This is a genomic window from Colwellia sp. MB3u-8 (assembly GCF_014076985.1).
Taxonomy (GTDB): domain Bacteria; phylum Pseudomonadota; class Gammaproteobacteria; order Enterobacterales; family Alteromonadaceae; genus Cognaticolwellia.
Genome location: NZ_JACGVA010000037.1, coordinates 148441 through 165915 on the forward strand (window position 1 = coordinate 148441; position 17475 = coordinate 165915).

The window sequence follows — 17475 nt, forward strand, 5'->3', positions numbered from 1 at the left end:
GACAGACCAATAAAATATGGCCTATCTTTTATCTATCGCGAAACCGTCATAAGGCTAGTCAGAGGCGGCTAAATTACGTAGCACATAATGTAATATGCCCCCATGTTGGTAATAACTAAATTCGTTTGGTGTATCAATGCGAATATTCGCATCAAAAGAGTGTTTACTGCCATCTTGAGCTGTGAGCGACACTTTCACTGTTTTTTGTCCCGCACTCACGGCTGGAATATTGAATTGCTCTTCCCCTGTGAGCTTTAATGACTCGGCACTATCACCAGGCATAAACTGCAATGGTAAAATCCCCATGCCGACTAAGTTAGAGCGATGAATACGTTCATAACTTTGTGCGATAACCGCTTTAACGCCCAATAAGGCTGGCCCTTTAGCGGCCCAGTCACGAGAGCTGCCCGTACCATACTCTTTTCCAGCGAGTACAATCGAAGCAACTTTTTGTTGTTGGTATTGCATGGCAGCATCAAAGACACTCATCTTTTCACCCGATGGCATTAGTCGAGTCCAACAGCCTTCGGTGCCTGGCGCTAATAAATTACGTAAACGCACATTAGCAAAAGTACCGCGCATCATCACTTCATGATTTCCGCGTCTAGAACCATAAGAATTAAAATCTTTAGGCGATACTCCAGCACTTTGTAAATATGCGGCCGCTGGACTATCTAACGCAATTGAACCGGCAGGTGATATATGATCTGTGGTGACACTATCGCCCAATTTTAACAAGCATCGGGCATTTTCAATCGGGTTAATATCCGGTATTTTAGCGGTAATATTGTCAAAAAATGGCGGTAGTTTGACGTAAGTAGAATCTGGCCAATCATATTTTTGGCTTTCTACTATATCCAGTGCTTGCCAGTCTTTATTACCGCTATAAACATCAGCATAACGTGAGATAAACATCGAACTGTCAATCACTTTTTCTATCACTTGCTTAATTTCCTGACTATCTGGCCAGATGTCATGCAAATAAACCGGCTTACCTGAAGTATCATTACCCAAAGATTCAGTCGTAATATCTATCTTCATATTACCGGCCAATGCGTAGGCAACCACTAGCGGCGGCGAGGCCAAATAATTGGCTTGTACTTCGGGGTGAATGCGTCCTTCAAAGTTACGATTGCCCGATAAAACAGAGGTAACAGACAAGTCACCTTGATGAATAGCTTCGCTAATTTCTCTGGGTAGGGGACCTGAATTACCAATACAAGTAGTACAGCCATATCCCACTAGCTGAAAACCAAGGGCATCTAAGTCTTCATTTAAGCCTGATTTTAACAGATAGTCGGTGACCACTTGTGAACCGGGTGCAAAACTGGTTTTCACCCAAGGTTTAACATCTAATCCCTTTTGTCTGGCATTTCTAGCTAACAAACCTGCGGCAATTAATACCGATGGATTCGAGGTGTTAGTACAGCTAGTAATTGCCGCAATCACCACTGATCCATGTTTTAATGCAAAATTTTCATCACCATACTGACAAGGTACGCCTGAATCTGCATCACTGGCAGGTAGCATTACCGACGGTTGTCCGCCTTCGCTTTCAAAACCACTTTCACTTTGGTTGGAATCAACTTGTTTGATACCATTTTGTAAAGCCAACCAGTCACGATAAGCAAGGCCAGCTTGGTCTAATGAAATTCTGTCCTGTGGACGTTTTGGACCCGCAATAGAAGGCACAACATCATCTAGTTTTAACGATAATCGGCTGTGATAAACCGCATTCTGTTGAGATTCAGTACCCCACATATCCATCACTTTTAAATAAGTCTCAATACGATCAATATGCTCGCTGTCACGGCCAGTTAATTGCAAATAGTCTGTTGTTTGATGATCAATAGGAAAAATACCACAAGTCGCGCCATACTCGGGCGCCATATTGGCAATAGTGGCTCTGTCGGCCAAGGTCAGTTCGTTCACGCCGGCACCAAAAAACTCGACAAACTTACCTACCACGCCGGCAGCACGTAACTGTTCGGTCACGGTCAAGACTAAATCAGTGGCTGTAGTACCTGCAGGTAATTTGCCCGTTAATTCAAAACCGACTATTTTTGGTAATAACATGGTGACGGGTTGCCCTAACATGGCTGCTTCAGCCTCTATGCCGCCAACTCCCCAACCCAATACACCTAAACCATTAATCATGGTGGTATGTGAATCGGTACCAACCAAAGTATCTGGATAAAGTAAATTATCTTCATCTGATTTTTTGAATACCACTCTGGCTAAATATTCCAGATTAACCTGATGGACAATACCGCGCCCTGGGGGGACGACTTTAAAGTTATCAAAACTTTGCTGGCCCCAGCGCAAAAACTGATAACGTTCACGATTACGTTGAAATTCAATGGCGGTGTTTTGTTGCATCGCATCGGCTTGACCGAATACGTCTACCATCACCGAATGGTCAATCACCAGTTCTACCGGATTTAACGGATTAATTCTTTCTGCTTTGCCACCCATTTTTACGATAGCATCACGCATAGCCGCCAAATCAACCACAGCTGGTACGCCAGTAAAGTCTTGCAAAATAACACGGGAAGGTACAAAGGCAATTTCGGTATCTTGCCAGTTGTCTACATCCCATTTGGCTAAGGTTTCAATATCCGCTTGCTGGACAAAGTCACTATCTGCATGACGCAATAAATTTTCCAAGAGAATTTTAGCGGCAAAAGGCAAACGTGAAAGATCATACTTATCTGCCAAACCATCAAAACTGTGGTAGTTGCAAACTTCACCGTTAATTTCAAGTTGCTTCAAACATTGTATCGACTTGGTCATAGTAGTTATCTCCATTTAAAAGCATTAGTTCGATTGGTATAACGCATCACATTAGTAAATACACAGTAACAATATTAGACTAAAAATGTAATGGATAAGTCATAAAACAGGTCTGAACATCACAGTATGAGCAAAGGCAGGGGGAGCAAATTAGCCACTCAAATGCTAAGCCGTGAGACTTGAGCAGTCAAATATGATTTATAATATAACCTCTACAAGAGTGATTATTTTATTGCCGTTGGATTTTAGGTCCGTAACGACAAGCTGATAGGGTAGTGATCAGAAGAGTGAATATGTGTATGTACGTGTGCATCGACAACGGTTAATCCGCGACAGTAAATATGGTCAAGGTGCTGAAATAAATGCTTTAGTCTTGGATGACGCTTCATTTTGACTTCATTTAACGAAAATAACCTGGTGAGCTGATTAAAATATTTCAATCTTTTACTATTCCAGGTATTAAAATCGCCGGCCATTAATATCGGTCCGTTATGATGTTCAAGCGTGTTAAATACTTGATCTAAGTGTGATTTGAATTTTTCGAAAGAAACAAAGTTGATAATATGGGCATTGACCACCAGCAAAGACTGCTCAAGGGTATGTAATGGATATATGCTTGCTAATAACATTTTTTTTGTTTTAGAAATGGGTTCGCTGTGCTCAGACACTGAATAATAATGTGTTTTTGCTGCAACAGTCGATCCGGTTTTAACACCCGTTTCTATGTTGGTTTTTATGTTTTTAAAACTACGCGCCATAATCCACTGATGCTGCAAAGAGGCTTTAAAATGGCTGTCGAAGGGCGAGTTGATAATAGCTTCCTGCAAGAGAATTAAATCTTTTTCGCGCATTAGTGTTATAAAATCGTCTTGCCAGCCTTTTTTTTTGCATTTAAAAACATTCCACATCAATACCTCTATGTTTGGTCCCAATACCTGCTTCGAAGCGCGGCCCATAATTTTCAGTGACTCCACTTTCTTATATCGACCTTTAATCATGAAAAAACCCTCTTTAATATAACTTACGATCATTAGGCTTTGGTTTGGTTCTAGCTACAAATAAGGCGAAAACAAACGAAATAAGTTGTTGCGAATTTTTTTGTAGATTGGCAAATCATTAAATTCGCTTGCAATAACGGGTGTAGCATTCTGCTTTTTTAAGGCAAAAAAGGCGGTCAGTTTTGCATTGAGATTCACATCATAGCATTCTAGGTTGATTTCAAAGTTCAGCTCCAGACTTCTGGCGTCCCAGTTGCTGGAGCCGATAAATGACCAAATGTCATCAATGATCACAATTTTACTGTGGTCAAAAGGCCTTTGATTTTGGTATATCTTTATACCGTGTTTTATTATTCTTGAGAAATTTGCTGCCATTACCCAGTCTACAAAAGCAACGTCGCTGTGCTCAGGCACAATAATTTCGATTGACACGCCACGCAATGCGGCGGCGTGAAGAGACGTCATTAATGTTTGGTCAGGGATAAAATAAGGTGTCATTATTTTTACACTCTTATTTGCGCAAACTAAGGCATTAATTAATGCCCACCTGACTCTGTTATGGTGTTCATCTGGCCCATCTTGTATGACTCGAGCAACAACAGAATGACTATTTTTTTGCTCAGCAGTGCTTGGCTGCCAGTAGGGAAAATTAATGTGATCGCCGGTGGCAAAAAACCAATCTTCGATGAATACCTGACTAATCTGGTCAATCACTGGACCGGTGACTTTAAAGTGAATATCATCAATGGGGTGTATTGCCGCTTTAATGATATTATTTTTATTGATGTTTATGCCCCCCATGTAGGCCACTTCACCATCTATACATAGTGTTTTTCGGTGATTTCTTAAGTTAATAAAACGAAAGCTGGTAAGGGAAATAGCGGGTAAGAAACGAGCCGTTTTTACCCCCATTTTTTTTAAGTCACGATCTACTTTCAGCCAGCTATAGCCAATACCAATACCGTCCAGTAAAACATTTACCGTTACACCTCGTTGTTGCGCTCGAGCTAAAGCGTTAACAAATTGGCGACCCAGTGAATCGTAAGTAAATATATAACTCGATAAAACAATATAATACTTAGCATCATCAATAGATTGGATCATGCTTGGGTAAGCTGTATCGCCATTAATCAGAGGCTCAACGCTGTTATTAGCAAGGTAATTAACGGGGTGAATAGTATGAGCCGCAATAATGGCTGAATGCCAACTTTTAGGTAACTGGTGAAATTTAATAGTTTTTTCTGTTGAGCAGAAGTCTTGCTTAAGTGTTGGTGGGTGTTTTTTTTGTGCTAAACGCTGGATACGATTTATGCCAAACAACCAATAAAATAGGCTGCCGATAACAGGCGAAAGTATGACAAGACCAATCCAAGCCAGTGATGTGCGTTCGTTTTCTTTGAACAGAAGTACATGTATCGATGTTATAAAAGATAAGCTAATATGGAAAATAACTATGATGGTTACCCAGTGGGTGCTGAGCCATTGAACCAATTCTTCAAATATTTGCATAAAGACCAACTCAAATAATACGCTGCTAAATCAGCTGTTTAATTAATCACGGAAAACCAAAGTGCTTAAAGAATATTATAACCAAGTGGTAAGCTATTTAATGGCAACTTTTGATGCTAATTTTATGCTCTTAACCCTGTTTTTAACGACAGCCGCTGCAATTGTTTATTTCATCATAATAAGTTATGTCATTACACAAATGGATTCACGATACTTTGTCCGCAACAACTTAAGCCATGAAAACATAGCTCATAAAAATATAGCTCATAAAAATAGCTCTGCTGATGATACGAGTGAAACTTCGCGCTTAACACCCATAAATCGCAGCGTAAGCTTAATGATCAACATAGTGAAAATTATGGTTGGGCTATTCTTGTTAATCTGTGGGCTGGTGATGTTAGTTTTACCGGGTCAAGGTCTACTCACCATGTTGATGGGGCTGAGCTTGATGCCGTTTCCAGGTAAAAATAAGCTTGAACAAGCCATTATTTCACGTAAGTCGGTGAGGTATTCCTTAAATTGGATTCGAATGAAAGCCAATAAAAAGCCTTTTATCTTTTATTAAACGCCAATAAATTCATTAATAATTCAACTGTATTTCAACATAAGCCATCAAGATAAATGTTTAACAACGGCGCACTTGCTTGCGCGATAGTGGCCTAACGGCAATGTAAATGATGTTGTTATTGCTAAGGTATTGCCAGGGTTATTAACCGTTTTATGGCGTATGAGAACATTTCAAAAGCTTACTTAGTTTGATGAGTATAAAACAATAAACTTGTAAAACAGTTGGTTAACCTACCCAATTAACTTAGTGCAGCTTTTATTGAGCTAACGCAAAGAACTATCGCAAATACTACCCTATAATAATTTCATTAAGTACTTAGTATTAACAGACAGCTGTTGAGTAAGCCGTTATCTGTATGGAAATTTGTTATCAGGAGATCAATATGATTCAACCATATTACAAGCGCGGGTATTTCGGTTGGGGTTCGCCTTATCAGCGGCTCTATGGTTGTTTTAATCACAAGTTTGACTCACTTGAGTATAGCGATAACATACACCTTTTGGATGTTAACCAGCCTAATAAAAATGCTGTAGCGCTTTATGAACAGTAAAAATAAAACCTCACAGAGTACGGGTATAAACGTGGTCGAGCAAAAGTCAGAGAAAAAAAATGACCAAAACGCTGACCAGAGCCATGATCAAAACTATGGCCCAAAAAAGCCAGCCACCGCGATTAAAAATACGGGGCGTGTGATAGCTGTGCGAGGCAGTGTAGTAGATATAGCATTTACGGATCAACTTCCCCCCATACGTTCCTTGTTGCATGCGGGCGAAAATAATCAAATTTCAATCGAAGTTTTTTCACAACTCGATACCCGTCGCGTGCGGGGTATTGCCCTAACACCTACCCAAGGTTTAGCTCGTGGCATGTTAGTACAAGACACGGGAGCGCCGTTACAGGCCTTAGTAGGTAAAGGTATTTTGTCTCGTATGTTTGATGTTTTTGGTAACGTGATTGATCGCGAAGCACCACCGAACGAGGTGCAGTGGCGTTCAGTTCACAATGTGCCACCAAGCCTAGACAAACGCGCGACTAAAAGTGAAGTGTTTGAGACCGGTATCAAGGTAATTGATGTCTTAATGCCCCTTGAGCGCGGTGGTAAAGCTGGCTTGTTCGGTGGTGCGGGTGTTGGCAAAACGGTATTGCTGACAGAAATGATTCACAACATGGTTGGACAACATGCTGGGGTCAGTATTTTTTGTGGTATTGGTGAACGCTGTAGAGAAGGTGAAGAACTCTACCGAGAGATGAAAGCGGCTGGCGTTTTAGACAACATGGTGATGGTGTTCGGCCAGATGAATGAGCCACCAGGAGCGCGTTTTCGGGTGGGTCATGCGGCGTTAACCATGGCAGAGTACTTTCGTGATGATGAACACCGTGATGTTCTGTTACTGATTGATAATATATTTCGCTTTATTCAGGCGGGTATGGAAGTGTCTGGTTTGATGGGGCATATGCCCGCTCGACTTGGTTATCAGCCGACCATGGGTACCGAGTTGTCACAACTAGAAGAGCGTATTGCCAATACTGGCAGTGGAGCGATCACCTCAATTCAAGCGGTATATGTCCCCGCAGATGATTTTACTGACCCTGCTGCAGTGCATACATTTTCGCACTTATCTGCCTCAATTGTGTTATCGCGTAAACGTGCCAGTGAAGGGCTATATCCAGCTATTGATCCGTTACAATCCAATTCAAAAATGGCTACCCCTGGCATTATTGGTCAGCGACACTATGACTTAGCACAAAAAATACGCAGTACCTTGGCGCAATACGCAGATCTTAAAGATATTATTGCCATGCTTGGCATGGAACAGCTGTCAACCGAGGATCATAATGTGGTGGGTCGTGCTCGTCGTCTGGAACGTTTTCTCACTCAGCCTTTTTTTACTACAGAGCAGTTCACTAGTATGTCGGGTAAGTTAGTTAGTTTGAGTGATGCTTTAGATGGTTGCGAACGCATACTCCAAGACGAGTTTAAAGATACACCAGAAAATGCGCTGTATATGATTGGGGCGATTAGTGAGGCTAGTGAAAAAGTTAAACCACTAGCACCCGATGATCAAACTGCAGAGAATAAAGAAAATATGGCAAAGGAGGGGGTGGATGCAAGCAGCACAGATGAAGCTTAAGGTTTTATTACCCTATAAGGTGTTTATTGAGCAAGCCCAAGTCATGCGTATTATTGCGGTGACAAACGAGGGTGCATTTGGCATTTTACCGCACCGACTTGACTGTGTTATCGCACTATCTGCAGGAATATTAGTCTTTGAAACCCAAGGCGCTGATGAAGTCTACATTGCCGTTGATGAAGGTATATTGGTTAAGACAGGTTTTGATGTGCTGATTTCAGTGCGTAATGCTATTTCTGGCATAGCACTGACTGAGTTACGTGAGGCCATAGAGCAAGAATTTATAAAGCTTGACGAACAAGAGCAAAAGTTGCGCTCGGTACTGGTAAAAATTGAAAGTGGTTTTATACGTCGCCTAGTGACCTTTAAGCAAGAGCGGTAATTGTGATGCCTGATAAACCCATACCCAAACCTAAGGCTAGGTTAAATGCAGCGCAATTGGCTGAGGTTAAGTTAGCTAACACTAAAATATCTCAAGCTAAGCACCGTGACACTAAGTTTAGTCAACAGGTTGGTGATATGGCCGCACGAAAACTTAAAGCGCAGCGACATGTTAATCAAACCGTGTGGTCTGGCCTAGGCATGATGGGGCTAGTGGGTTGGTCGGTGGCGATACCAACCTTACTTAGCGCCGCATTAGGCATTTGGTTAGATAAGCATTATCCAAGCCAAAACTCTTGGACATTAACCTTACTCATTATTGGTTTATGCCTAGGCTGTTTTACTGCTTGGCGCTGGGTCGATAAGGAATATAAAGAAATTCACCGAGACGAGGATGATAATAATGATGATTAATACCCTAGAGGGATTACTCGCCTTGCTAGTGGGGGCAATGCTTGGCGTCTTTTATTTTGCAGGGCTTTGGTGGACTGTGCGTCAGCTTGGCTCAAGTCAATATGTTGCGCTGTTATTTGTCTTTAGCCTGTTGTTTCGAACCAGTACGGTCATTGTGGGTTTTTATTTAATCCTTGGTGACAACTGGCTACGCTTGGTGGCTGGCTTAGTCGGTTTTATGGTGGTGCGCTTTTTGGCAACGCGATACTCTGACAACAGTACTGAAAAAAGTATTCACAAAAAACCTCAAAAAAACCTGAGAAAAAACAAGCCGTCAGAGCCAGTACAAAAGCAAACAGCCTATGGCCGTAATTTATGAATCTTAGCCCAGATCAAATCATTTTCTGGCAACTGGGGTTTATAAAACTCAACGCTACTATAGTTTCCACTTGGGCGGTGATCTTGGTGTTGGTACTGAGCTCGATGCTAATTACCCGTAAGCTAACCAGCAATTTACATCGATCACGCTGGCAAAATATACTTGAAGTCGTGGTTATTAATATCAGTAAACAAATCGAAGACGTTGGCTTAAAGCACCCTCACCGTTACTTAGCTTTTCTCGGTTCACTGTTCTTATTTATTGCCATTTCTGCCTTGGGGACTGTCTTTCCAGGTTTTGAACCCGCGACAGGTTCACTGTCTACTACAGCGGCGCTGGCGCTATGTGTGTTTATCGCGGTGCCACTATACGGTATTCAAGAACAAGGCCTAGCTAGCTACCTTGCTTCTTATACTAAACCAACTTTTATCATGCTACCTTTTAACATTATCAGTGAAATCTCTCGTACGCTGGCTCTGGCCGTACGTCTTTTTGGCAACATGATGAGCGGTGCAATGATCATCGCTATTCTTGTCAGTATTACGCCTTTTTTGTTTCCAATCGTGATGACCTTACTTGGCTTGCTCACGGGTATTGTGCAAGCTTATATATTTTTTATTTTAGCCACTGTCTATATCGCTGCGGCTACTAGCACAATAAAACCTACCGCCAATGGCAGTTAGACAATGCATAAACAACTAGGCTTAATTTTGGAGAACTTATGGACAGCATGACTATAATTGCGGTGGTATCTATTATCACTGCTGGGATTACTATTGCTATTGGTGTTGTCGGCCCGTCGCTCGCTGAAGGTAAGGCAGTGGCGGTTGCGCTGTCTTCTTTGGCTCAGCAGCCCGATGCATCGGCAACCATCACCCGGACATTATTTGTTGGTTTGGCAATGATCGAATCTACAGCCATCTATTGTTTTGTGGTTTCGATGATTTTGTTGTTCGCCAATCCATTTTGGAATTATGTGCTTGCTGCTCAGGTGGTAGGGCCATAAATTATGCTTATTGATTGGTTTACCGTGCTTGCGCAAGTCATCAACTTTCTGATACTCGCGTGGTTATTAAAGCGCTTTTTATATCGACCTATTCTCAATGCGATTGACGCTCGTGAAAAGCGCATTGCTAGCGCGCTTGCTGATGCGGATAAAAAAAGCGTTGAAGCCGAGCAGCAGCGTAATGAGTTTGTGCATAAAAATGCTGTGTTTGATGCCCAACAGACAACGCGCACCAATCAGCTTAGCGCTGAGGTAAAAACTGAGCGCGCCCGTTTGCTCGACGAGATTAGACAAGAATCAGACGACTTACGTGTAAAACTACAGCTTGCAGTTAAAAATGAGCAACTAAGTTTGCAAGATGCTCTTAGCCAGCGTGCAGGTGAAGAGGTGTTTAACATTGTTCGCAAGGTACTTAATGATTTAGCACAAGCAAGCTTAGAAGAACAAATAGTTTTAGTGTTTATTCAACGTTTTCAAACAATCAGCGCTGAAGAAAAGGCAGCCTTTACGTTGGCATTTCAACCATTGATGCCAGCCAATAAAACCCCATTGGTCGTGCGTACAGGCTTTACTTTAACAGAAGAACAGCGTGCGCTGATTGAAAGCACGATTAAACATACTCTTGGCTATGACGATAACGATGCAATAGCCTTTGCATTTGTCATCGATTCAACCGTCGTTAGTGGTATTGAAATCAGTGCGAATGGCCAAAAAGTAGCCTGGAGTATCAGTGACTACCTTACCTCCTTGGCTAAGGGGCTTGATCAAATACTACAAAGCTTAGTTCATGTTGAAAGCAAAGCGCAAAGTAATAGTGAGGGTAATAGCTTAGGCAATACCTTAGATAATAGCCAAATCAATGATAAAGCAAAGAGTCAAAACGAAACTACTGGTATTACTGATGCAAAAGCCAGCAATAAAACTGAAAAGGGCTGTGATGAAATCCGAGGTTGATTTTATAAAAGCAAACTTGTTACAAACAACCTTTGATGATGTTTTTTCAAGCATGGCAAAAGCACGGGCAGCTTTTACGCCACCATTTCAGGCCAAAGAAGTCGGTAATATTATCCGCATCACAACGGGCATTGCCATAGTTTCAGGTTTGCCTAACGTAGGTTTTGAAGAGTTACTTAGCTTTCCAGGTGGTATCTCTGGTATTGCCTTTAATGTTGATGAAAATGAAATCGGTGTTGTGCTACTTGGTGATTATTGGCATTTGCAGGTGGGTGATGAAGTTGAGCGCAGAGGTAATGTGGTTGATGTACCTGTGGGCGATGCACTGATCGGTCGTATTATTAATCCGATTGGTGAACCGCTAGACTCTAAGGGAAAATTACTGACTAGCATGCGCCTTCCTGTGGAACGACCATCTGCGCCTATTATGGATCGCGCACCGGTTAGCGTACCCTTGCAAACGGGTATCAAAGTTATTGATGCCCTTGTGCCTGTTGGGCGCGGTCAGCGGGAATTGATTTTGGGTGACCGCCAGACGGGTAAAACAGCGATTGCCCTTGATACTATTTTAAATCAGAAAGATCAGAACGTAATCTGCGTGTATTGTGCCATTGGCCAGCGTGCTTCAGGTGTGGCTAAAGTTATTGCAAGGTTACGCGAAAAAGGTGCGTTAGCCTATACGATAGTGGTGGTTACTGAAGGTAATGAGCCGCCGGGACTTGCCTATATTGCCCCTTATTCGGCAACAAGCATCGCCGAGTATTTTATGCAAAAGGGCCGCGATGTTTTGATTGTTTATGACGATTTGACCCATCATGCGCGTGCCTATCGCGAACTGTCTTTATTGTTGCGGCGCCCGCCTGGTCGCGAGGCATTCCCGGGGGATATTTTTTATATTCACTCTCGCTTACTGGAACGCGCAACGCATTTACGTGAAGAGCTTGGTGGAGGCTCTTTAACTGCATTGCCTATTATTGAAACCGAAGCGCAGGATATTTCTGCTTACATTCCAACCAATCTTATTTCTATTACCGATGGCCAAATTTATCTCTCACCATCGCTGTTCGAACTGGGTGTTTTGCCGGCGGTTGATGTAGGAAAATCTGTATCACGTGTTGGCGGTAAGGCACAAAACGCTGCCTACCGTGCTGTAACAGCTAACCTAAAGCTGGCTTATGCACAATTTGAAGAGCTTGAAACCTTTGCCCGCTTTGGCGCTAAACTCGATGACAGCACACTAAAAATTATCGAACATGGTCGGCGCATTCGTGCCTGCCTGAAACAGTCGGAATTCAGTCCTGTTTCTATGGTTGAACAAATCTCTGTTCTGCTCGCTTTGACCGCTAAATTATTTGATGACATTCCACTAACAGATATGTCTGCTGCCGAACATCTGGTCCGCGTTTCAGCGGCTGAAATTCCTGTTGAGATAACAGAGCGATTACAAAGTGTTAAAACATTAAGTAAGGAAGATAGAACGAGTATTATTGAGCTTGCGCGCGATGCCTTGCTGACATTTTTTCCAAGTGATAGGCCCAGTAATACGGCCAGTAATTCAAGTAGTGATTCAAGTAGTGATTCAAGTAGTGATTCGCCAAGTGACTTGCCGAATAATTCAGCTAATGACTTACCCAATGATGAAAAGCTAAAGTAACATTGCTTAGCGCAGTTTTAATTAACGTGGCTTTATCAGTGAATAACTATCTATTAGTGAATAACTATAAGGGATCAACGATGCAGAGCGAAGGATAAGTGATTATTTATGAGCAATAAAACATGACCGACAGTGTTGCTAGTCTACGGCGAAAAATCACCAGTACAGAAGAACTCAAGTCTGTGGTAAGTACTATGAAGGCTATGGCATCTTCAAGTATTAGCCAATATGAGCATGCTGTGTACTCACTTGATGATTATTATCGTACCGTGCAACTTGGGTTGATAGCTTGTTTTCAACGACACAACTCGCCTAATGTTATAAAAATCAGCCATCAACAAGAAAGGCTGGGTGTGGGCGTGATCGTGTTTGGCTCAGATCAGGGGCTAGTGGGTCAATTTAATGAAGTGATGGCAGAATTTGTTACTAGCACTTTGGCAACAATATCAGCGCATAAAATAGGGCATAAAGTTGTTTGGGCTGTAGGAGAACGTATAAAGTCGCGTTTAGCTGATACCCATTGGGCTGAAAATAAAGTCACACTTAAAGACGACTTTATACTCCCCAATTCAATTAATGCTATAACGGCATTGGTAGGTGACATATTGACTGACATTGAAGCGCAGCGTGAATTAGGCACAATAGATCAAGTTTATCTCTTTCATCATAGTCCTCAAGTCGACTCTATTTATAAGCCAGTTAGTCAACAGTTATTACCCTTGAGTGAAAGCTTACAAAAAAATTTTACTGATATTAAGTGGCCGACGAATAATCTACCTGAAGTGCTACCTGAACGAGATAAAACCCTAAGAGCATTGGTACGTGAATACCTTTTTGTTAGCTTATTCAGAGCGTGCGCAGAGTCATTGGCAAGCGAAAATGCTAGTCGTCTTGCGGCTATGCAACGAGCAGAAAAAAATATCGAGGAACAACAGAATGATTTGAACCTAAGCTTTCATCGCCTACGCCAAAGCGATATAGATGAAGAGTTATTTGATGTGGTCTCTGGTTTTGAAGCCTTGAGTGATAGTGATTAAAATAATGCATTAAGACAGTAAAAACCCAGACCAAATCACCAGTGCTAACAAAGTGAGATACCGACTATCCTTAACACAGTTAAAAAAAACTAAATATAGATCAATAAATATAGAAGACTAAAAGTCTGTTACTGCGGTGCTATCTTCTCTTGTGAGCATTAAAACTGTTATTTTAAATACTGAATTAGCGTGGTGGATGATTAATTTAAATAGCTATAAAGCAAGCTATTATTCATTTAATGCTTATATTGCAAAGTGAATGTTTAGGATTATTATTTGCTGGGTAACGAGGGCATCATGGCAATGAGTCGTCAAAATTAAGGAAGATTGAGTTTATATGGATTATGAACAAAATGATAAGACTGGGAGAATATCCTTGTCACCACAACAAAGCATTCTTTTTTATTCAATTATTACTGGGATTTTGGCGGCTTGTTTAATTGCCTTCATGGTTGTTTCTATAGAATCGCAAGGCCGTGCACACATTAATCGTTTGTCGCAGAGTACGGCTAATGGTATAGCTTCGTTACTTAAAGACGACTTAAAAAACCGTATAATAACCCTAACAGAATTTGCCAAGTCATCTCGACTTACTTCAACTATAACAGATGACGACTGGCACACCATTAGCAAAAATTTATATGATACGCGCGGTGGTTATCAAGTCATTGCTTGGATTGGTAACAACTACCATATTGGCAGAGTCAAGTCATTTGAGGGTAACAAAACAAAGCTAAACGTCACGAACCAAAACATCAACTTGGCGCTTAACCCTGATACTTTATCTGCCGCATTTAAAGCACAAGCAAAGGGTGAGTCCGTTATCACTATGCCATGGAGTTCAATTCGTGGCGGGGCGATCGGAATATACACGCCAATATTTGATGATAAGTCATTAAATGAACCATTGGCAGGCTTTATTAGTAGCTTACTTTTGTTCGACGATTATATAAGTGTAATTCTGCCTTCGTATTTGCTGATGGAACATCATTTTTCACTCTACATTGACGGCCAAAAGATATATTCAGACCAAACAACCCCCACAATAAATACTAGCCATTGGCGTAGCCAAGCAAGTTTTAAATTTCAGCAGCAGATTTGGGAAATTGACATAGTACCCACAGCCGAATTTTTAAGTCGCTCACATTATGGGATGATAGGCACTTTATTTTTGCTGGGTGTTTTGCTGAGTATATTTGCTACCTTGGCGACATACACAGCGTTTACGGCAAGAAATAAAACTAAAATCATCATAGATGAGCGCAACAAAGTAGGACATTTATTAAAAAACCTACCTGGCATGGCATACCAAGCTTATGACAAACCCAACGGACCCATGATGCTAGTCAGTGAAGGTTGTGAGGTATTAACGGGTTACGCTAAGCAGGACTTTGAGTCTCATCGCATTTTATGGCGCAGGGTTGTACACCCCGACGATTACCAGCGGGTATATGAAATTATTAGGCAAGCGGTCAGTGAGAAAAAATTTTACGAATTTGAATACCGCATAATATGCAAAAATAAGTCGGTGCGTATCGTATGGGAAAAAGGCGAAGCGTTTACCTCACTGTTAAACAATGAAACTGTCCTCGAGGGTTATATCACAGATATTACCGAGATTAAAAACACGGATAAAGCCCTTATACGCAGTCATAAATTTTCTGATGCTATTGTAAATTCAGTGGTTGAAGCTGTGATTACCATAGATCATAAAGGCGATATAAAAAGCTTTAATAACGCTGCGCAACGCATGTTTGGCTATACCTTTGATGAAGTGAAAAATATCAATGTAAAACTTTTGATGCCGAGCGCTTATGCAAATCACCATGATCAATATTTAACCGACTACATACGTACCAACCAAAGCAGTATTATTGGCCTTGGACGAGAGCTAGACGCCAAGCGCAAGGATGGCAGTGTATTTCCCATTCATCTTTCAATAAATGATATTCAATGCCATGAAGACAGAATGTTTGTTGGTCTAATCAGAGATATTACTCAGCAACGGGTTATTGAAGATCAAAGACGCATGCACATTGAACAAATGGCTCATGCCGATAGATTGAATTCATTAGGGGAAATAGCGGCTGGTATTGCCCACGAGGTCAATCAGCCGTTAACCGCTATTTCATTATTTTCTCAATCGGGTAAAAGTCTGTGTAATAGCGGTAAGTTCGAAAGATTGCCAGAGATATTCGAAAAGCTGAATCAACATTCACACCGAGCCAGTGCAGTGCTTGAGCGGATGCAAATCATGACAAAGCAGGGAGCAAGACAAAAAGAATTTCTTGATTGCCATAAGCTCATTGAAGAAGTAGCAAAATTAGCCGAACACGATGCACGTATGCGTGATATCAATATTAAAATAAGCCACAGTAGCGAAAAATTAATTGTATTGGTTGATCTCGTACAAATACAGCAAGTGTTGTTAAATTTATTGCGCAATGGCATGGAAGCTATGCAGTCTATCGATTTTAAAAATGGCAGTGTGATTGAAGTCACGACTCAATTAACCGCTATTGAGAGCATTAAAATATCAGTTGTTGATAGCGGATGTGGTTTGTCTAGCAGTATGCTAGATAAGTTGTTTTCAGCATTTTCTTCAACAAAAAAGAATGGCGTGGGTATCGGGCTTTCTATTTCAAAAAGTATTATTGAAGAGCACGGCGGGACGATACATTATACTAAAAATATTCCTGTGGGCTCGGTGTTTTACTTTATGCTACCCCTTGTTGAGAATGGCTGTTTAATTGAGGATAGTTCGACCAATGCAAGTTATTTTCAATCTTGAGTTTGTTTATCCTCATCAAGAGCGGGTTCAATATGAACAGTGGTATCGACAATGTTAAACTGCGTTGCTAAAAGGCGTTCGATTTTATCTGCAAGCTCATGTGAGGTAGCTAAAGAAAGGTTCAAGTCAACTTTAATGGTGATATCAGCAAAATTAGCCTCGCCATCATTACGGGTACGTACCAATTTAACTGATTTTACTTCGGGGAGCTCGGTTACTGTGCGCGCAATTTTAGCTTGGTTTAACAGGCTTTTATCAACCAGTATTGGAATGGATTGTACAAAGAGCTTGTAGGCCAAAAACATAATAATAAAAGCAACGGCAATAGCAAAAACTGTATCAAGCCAATAGTATCCGCGTGCTGCTAATTGCCAGCCAATGATAACGGTAATAGAAGTCAGTACATCACTTAATGTGTGACTCGCATCTGCCTGTAATAAAGTAGAATTTAATTTTTTTGCCCAAAAAGACTCCCACAAAGTAAGGCTGGTATTAAGCCCTAAAACAATAAACATTACCCCTAAGCCAATCGAGCTATTTAACACGGGCTCACCAAAGCGGCTAGCGGCTTGAACAATAACCTCAATGGCAACAACACTGAGCAAAGTCGCTAGAAAAAATATCGCTAAAGGCACAAATTTTTTATGACCATATTGATGATCTTCATCAGGCGGTTGCTCAGATTGATTGACCGCAAACCAGGCAACAATATTGTTTGCCATATCGGTTAATGAGTGGAGTGCATCAGCTAATATTGCTGTTGAGTAGGTAGAAAAGCCAACACCTAATTTGATCACCATCAATAATAAGTTAACCACACCTTCAATAATTAATACTTTTTTAATGTTCAAAGTTCACCAACTTTTAAGCTAGGTTAGAT

At 41.3% G+C, this 17475-nt stretch carries 15 protein-coding genes; 11 read left to right on the forward strand and 4 right to left on the reverse strand.

Going from position 1 to position 17475, the window contains the following annotated elements; genetic code table 11:
* Positions 1-54: 54 nt before the first annotated feature.
* The 3 genes from acnA to cls form a co-directional block, all read right to left on the reverse strand.
* On the reverse strand, positions 55-2793 hold the full coding sequence (gene acnA / locus H4J54_RS03020) for an aconitate hydratase AcnA (RefSeq protein WP_182189435.1): 2739 nt from the start codon (positions 2791-2793) through the stop codon (positions 55-57).
* Positions 2794-3038: 245 nt separating this feature from the next.
* On the reverse strand, positions 3039-3791 hold the full coding sequence (locus H4J54_RS03025) for an endonuclease/exonuclease/phosphatase family protein (protein WP_182189436.1): 753 nt from the start codon (positions 3789-3791) through the stop codon (positions 3039-3041).
* Between the two features lie 54 nt (positions 3792-3845).
* Positions 3846-5300 carry a cardiolipin synthase gene (cls, locus tag H4J54_RS03030; protein WP_182189437.1) on the reverse strand — a complete coding sequence of 485 codons (1455 nt, stop codon included), beginning with the start codon at positions 5298-5300 and terminating at the stop codon, positions 3846-3848.
* Between the two features lie 61 nt (positions 5301-5361).
* On the opposite strand from cls, the gene H4J54_RS03035 reads away from it, so the two are divergent.
* The 11 genes from H4J54_RS03035 to H4J54_RS03085 all read left to right on the forward strand — a co-directional run bounded on the left by H4J54_RS03035 (position 5362) and on the right by H4J54_RS03085 (position 16595).
* Positions 5362-5865 (forward strand): hypothetical protein, encoded by a 504-nt coding sequence (locus H4J54_RS03035; protein ID WP_182189644.1) that lies wholly within the window; start codon positions 5362-5364, stop codon positions 5863-5865.
* Positions 5866-6407: 542 nt separating this feature from the next.
* Positions 6408-8000, forward strand: a complete 1593-nt coding sequence (gene atpD / locus H4J54_RS03040; RefSeq protein WP_182189438.1) for a F0F1 ATP synthase subunit beta — start codon at positions 6408-6410, stop codon at positions 7998-8000.
* A complete protein-coding gene (locus tag H4J54_RS03045; protein WP_182189439.1) occupies positions 7975-8382 on the forward strand; it encodes a F0F1 ATP synthase subunit epsilon in 408 nt (135 codons plus the stop codon). Before atpD ends, H4J54_RS03045 begins: the two co-directional genes overlap by 26 nt.
* A 5-nt stretch (positions 8383-8387) precedes the next feature.
* Positions 8388-8795, forward strand: coding sequence for an AtpZ/AtpI family protein (locus tag H4J54_RS03050; protein WP_182189441.1), 408 nt, complete (start codon positions 8388-8390; stop codon positions 8793-8795).
* Positions 8785-9153, forward strand: coding sequence for an ATP synthase subunit I (locus H4J54_RS03055; RefSeq protein ID WP_259367037.1), 369 nt, complete (start codon positions 8785-8787; stop codon positions 9151-9153). The genes H4J54_RS03050 and H4J54_RS03055 overlap by 11 nt, the downstream gene beginning before the upstream one ends.
* Positions 9150-9836 (forward strand): F0F1 ATP synthase subunit A, encoded by a 687-nt coding sequence (locus tag H4J54_RS03060; protein WP_182189446.1) that lies wholly within the window; start codon positions 9150-9152, stop codon positions 9834-9836. The genes H4J54_RS03055 and H4J54_RS03060 overlap by 4 nt, the downstream gene beginning before the upstream one ends.
* Positions 9837-9874: 38 nt before the next feature.
* Positions 9875-10159: a F0F1 ATP synthase subunit C gene (locus H4J54_RS03065; protein WP_182137951.1), complete on the forward strand. Its 285-nt coding sequence runs from the start codon at positions 9875-9877 to the stop codon at positions 10157-10159.
* Between the two features lie 3 nt (positions 10160-10162).
* Positions 10163-11113, forward strand: coding sequence for a F0F1 ATP synthase subunit B (locus tag H4J54_RS03070; RefSeq protein ID WP_182189448.1), 951 nt, complete (start codon positions 10163-10165; stop codon positions 11111-11113).
* Positions 11097-12767 carry an alternate F1F0 ATPase, F1 subunit alpha gene (locus tag H4J54_RS03075; RefSeq protein ID WP_182189450.1) on the forward strand — a complete coding sequence of 557 codons (1671 nt, stop codon included), beginning with the start codon at positions 11097-11099 and terminating at the stop codon, positions 12765-12767. The genes H4J54_RS03070 and H4J54_RS03075 overlap by 17 nt, the downstream gene beginning before the upstream one ends.
* Positions 12768-12889: 122 nt before the next feature.
* Positions 12890-13804, forward strand: a complete 915-nt coding sequence (locus H4J54_RS03080) for a F0F1 ATP synthase subunit gamma (protein WP_182189452.1) — start codon at positions 12890-12892, stop codon at positions 13802-13804.
* A gap of 337 nt (positions 13805-14141) precedes the next feature.
* Positions 14142-16595 carry a PAS domain S-box protein gene (locus tag H4J54_RS03085; protein WP_182189454.1) on the forward strand — a complete coding sequence of 818 codons (2454 nt, stop codon included), beginning with the start codon at positions 14142-14144 and terminating at the stop codon, positions 16593-16595.
* On the opposite strand, the gene H4J54_RS03090 is transcribed toward H4J54_RS03085, so the two are convergent.
* Positions 16586-17446: a cation diffusion facilitator family transporter gene (locus H4J54_RS03090; protein ID WP_182189456.1), complete on the reverse strand. Its 861-nt coding sequence runs from the start codon at positions 17444-17446 to the stop codon at positions 16586-16588. The genes H4J54_RS03085 and H4J54_RS03090 overlap by 10 nt on opposite strands.
* Between the last annotated feature and the right edge of the window lie 29 nt (positions 17447-17475).

What these genes read in the sequence shown, in the direction of transcription:
- H4J54_RS03065 (WP_182137951.1), top strand. Translation starts at nt 9,875, where the DNA reads ATGGACAGCATGACTATAATTGCGGTGGTATCTATTATCACTGCTGGG.
- H4J54_RS03085 (WP_182189454.1), top strand. Translation starts at nt 14,142, where the DNA reads ATGGATTATGAACAAAATGATAAGACTGGGAGAATATCCTTGTCACCA.
- H4J54_RS03045 (WP_182189439.1), top strand. Translation starts at nt 7,975, where the DNA reads ATGCAAGCAGCACAGATGAAGCTTAAGGTTTTATTACCCTATAAGGTG.
- H4J54_RS03050 (WP_182189441.1), top strand. Translation starts at nt 8,388, where the DNA reads ATGCCTGATAAACCCATACCCAAACCTAAGGCTAGGTTAAATGCAGCG.
- atpD (WP_182189438.1), top strand. Translation starts at nt 6,408, where the DNA reads ATGAACAGTAAAAATAAAACCTCACAGAGTACGGGTATAAACGTGGTC.
- H4J54_RS03070 (WP_182189448.1), top strand. Translation starts at nt 10,163, where the DNA reads ATGCTTATTGATTGGTTTACCGTGCTTGCGCAAGTCATCAACTTTCTG.
- acnA (WP_182189435.1), bottom strand. Translation starts at nt 2,793, where the DNA reads ATGACCAAGTCGATACAATGTTTGAAGCAACTTGAAATTAACGGTGAA.
- H4J54_RS03075 (WP_182189450.1), top strand. Translation starts at nt 11,097, where the DNA reads ATGAAATCCGAGGTTGATTTTATAAAAGCAAACTTGTTACAAACAACC.
- cls (WP_182189437.1), bottom strand. Translation starts at nt 5,300, where the DNA reads ATGCAAATATTTGAAGAATTGGTTCAATGGCTCAGCACCCACTGGGTA.
- H4J54_RS03080 (WP_182189452.1), top strand. Translation starts at nt 12,890, where the DNA reads ATGACCGACAGTGTTGCTAGTCTACGGCGAAAAATCACCAGTACAGAA.
- H4J54_RS03055 (WP_259367037.1), top strand. Translation starts at nt 8,785, where the DNA reads ATGATGATTAATACCCTAGAGGGATTACTCGCCTTGCTAGTGGGGGCA.
- H4J54_RS03060 (WP_182189446.1), top strand. Translation starts at nt 9,150, where the DNA reads ATGAATCTTAGCCCAGATCAAATCATTTTCTGGCAACTGGGGTTTATA.
- H4J54_RS03025 (WP_182189436.1), bottom strand. Translation starts at nt 3,791, where the DNA reads ATGATTAAAGGTCGATATAAGAAAGTGGAGTCACTGAAAATTATGGGC.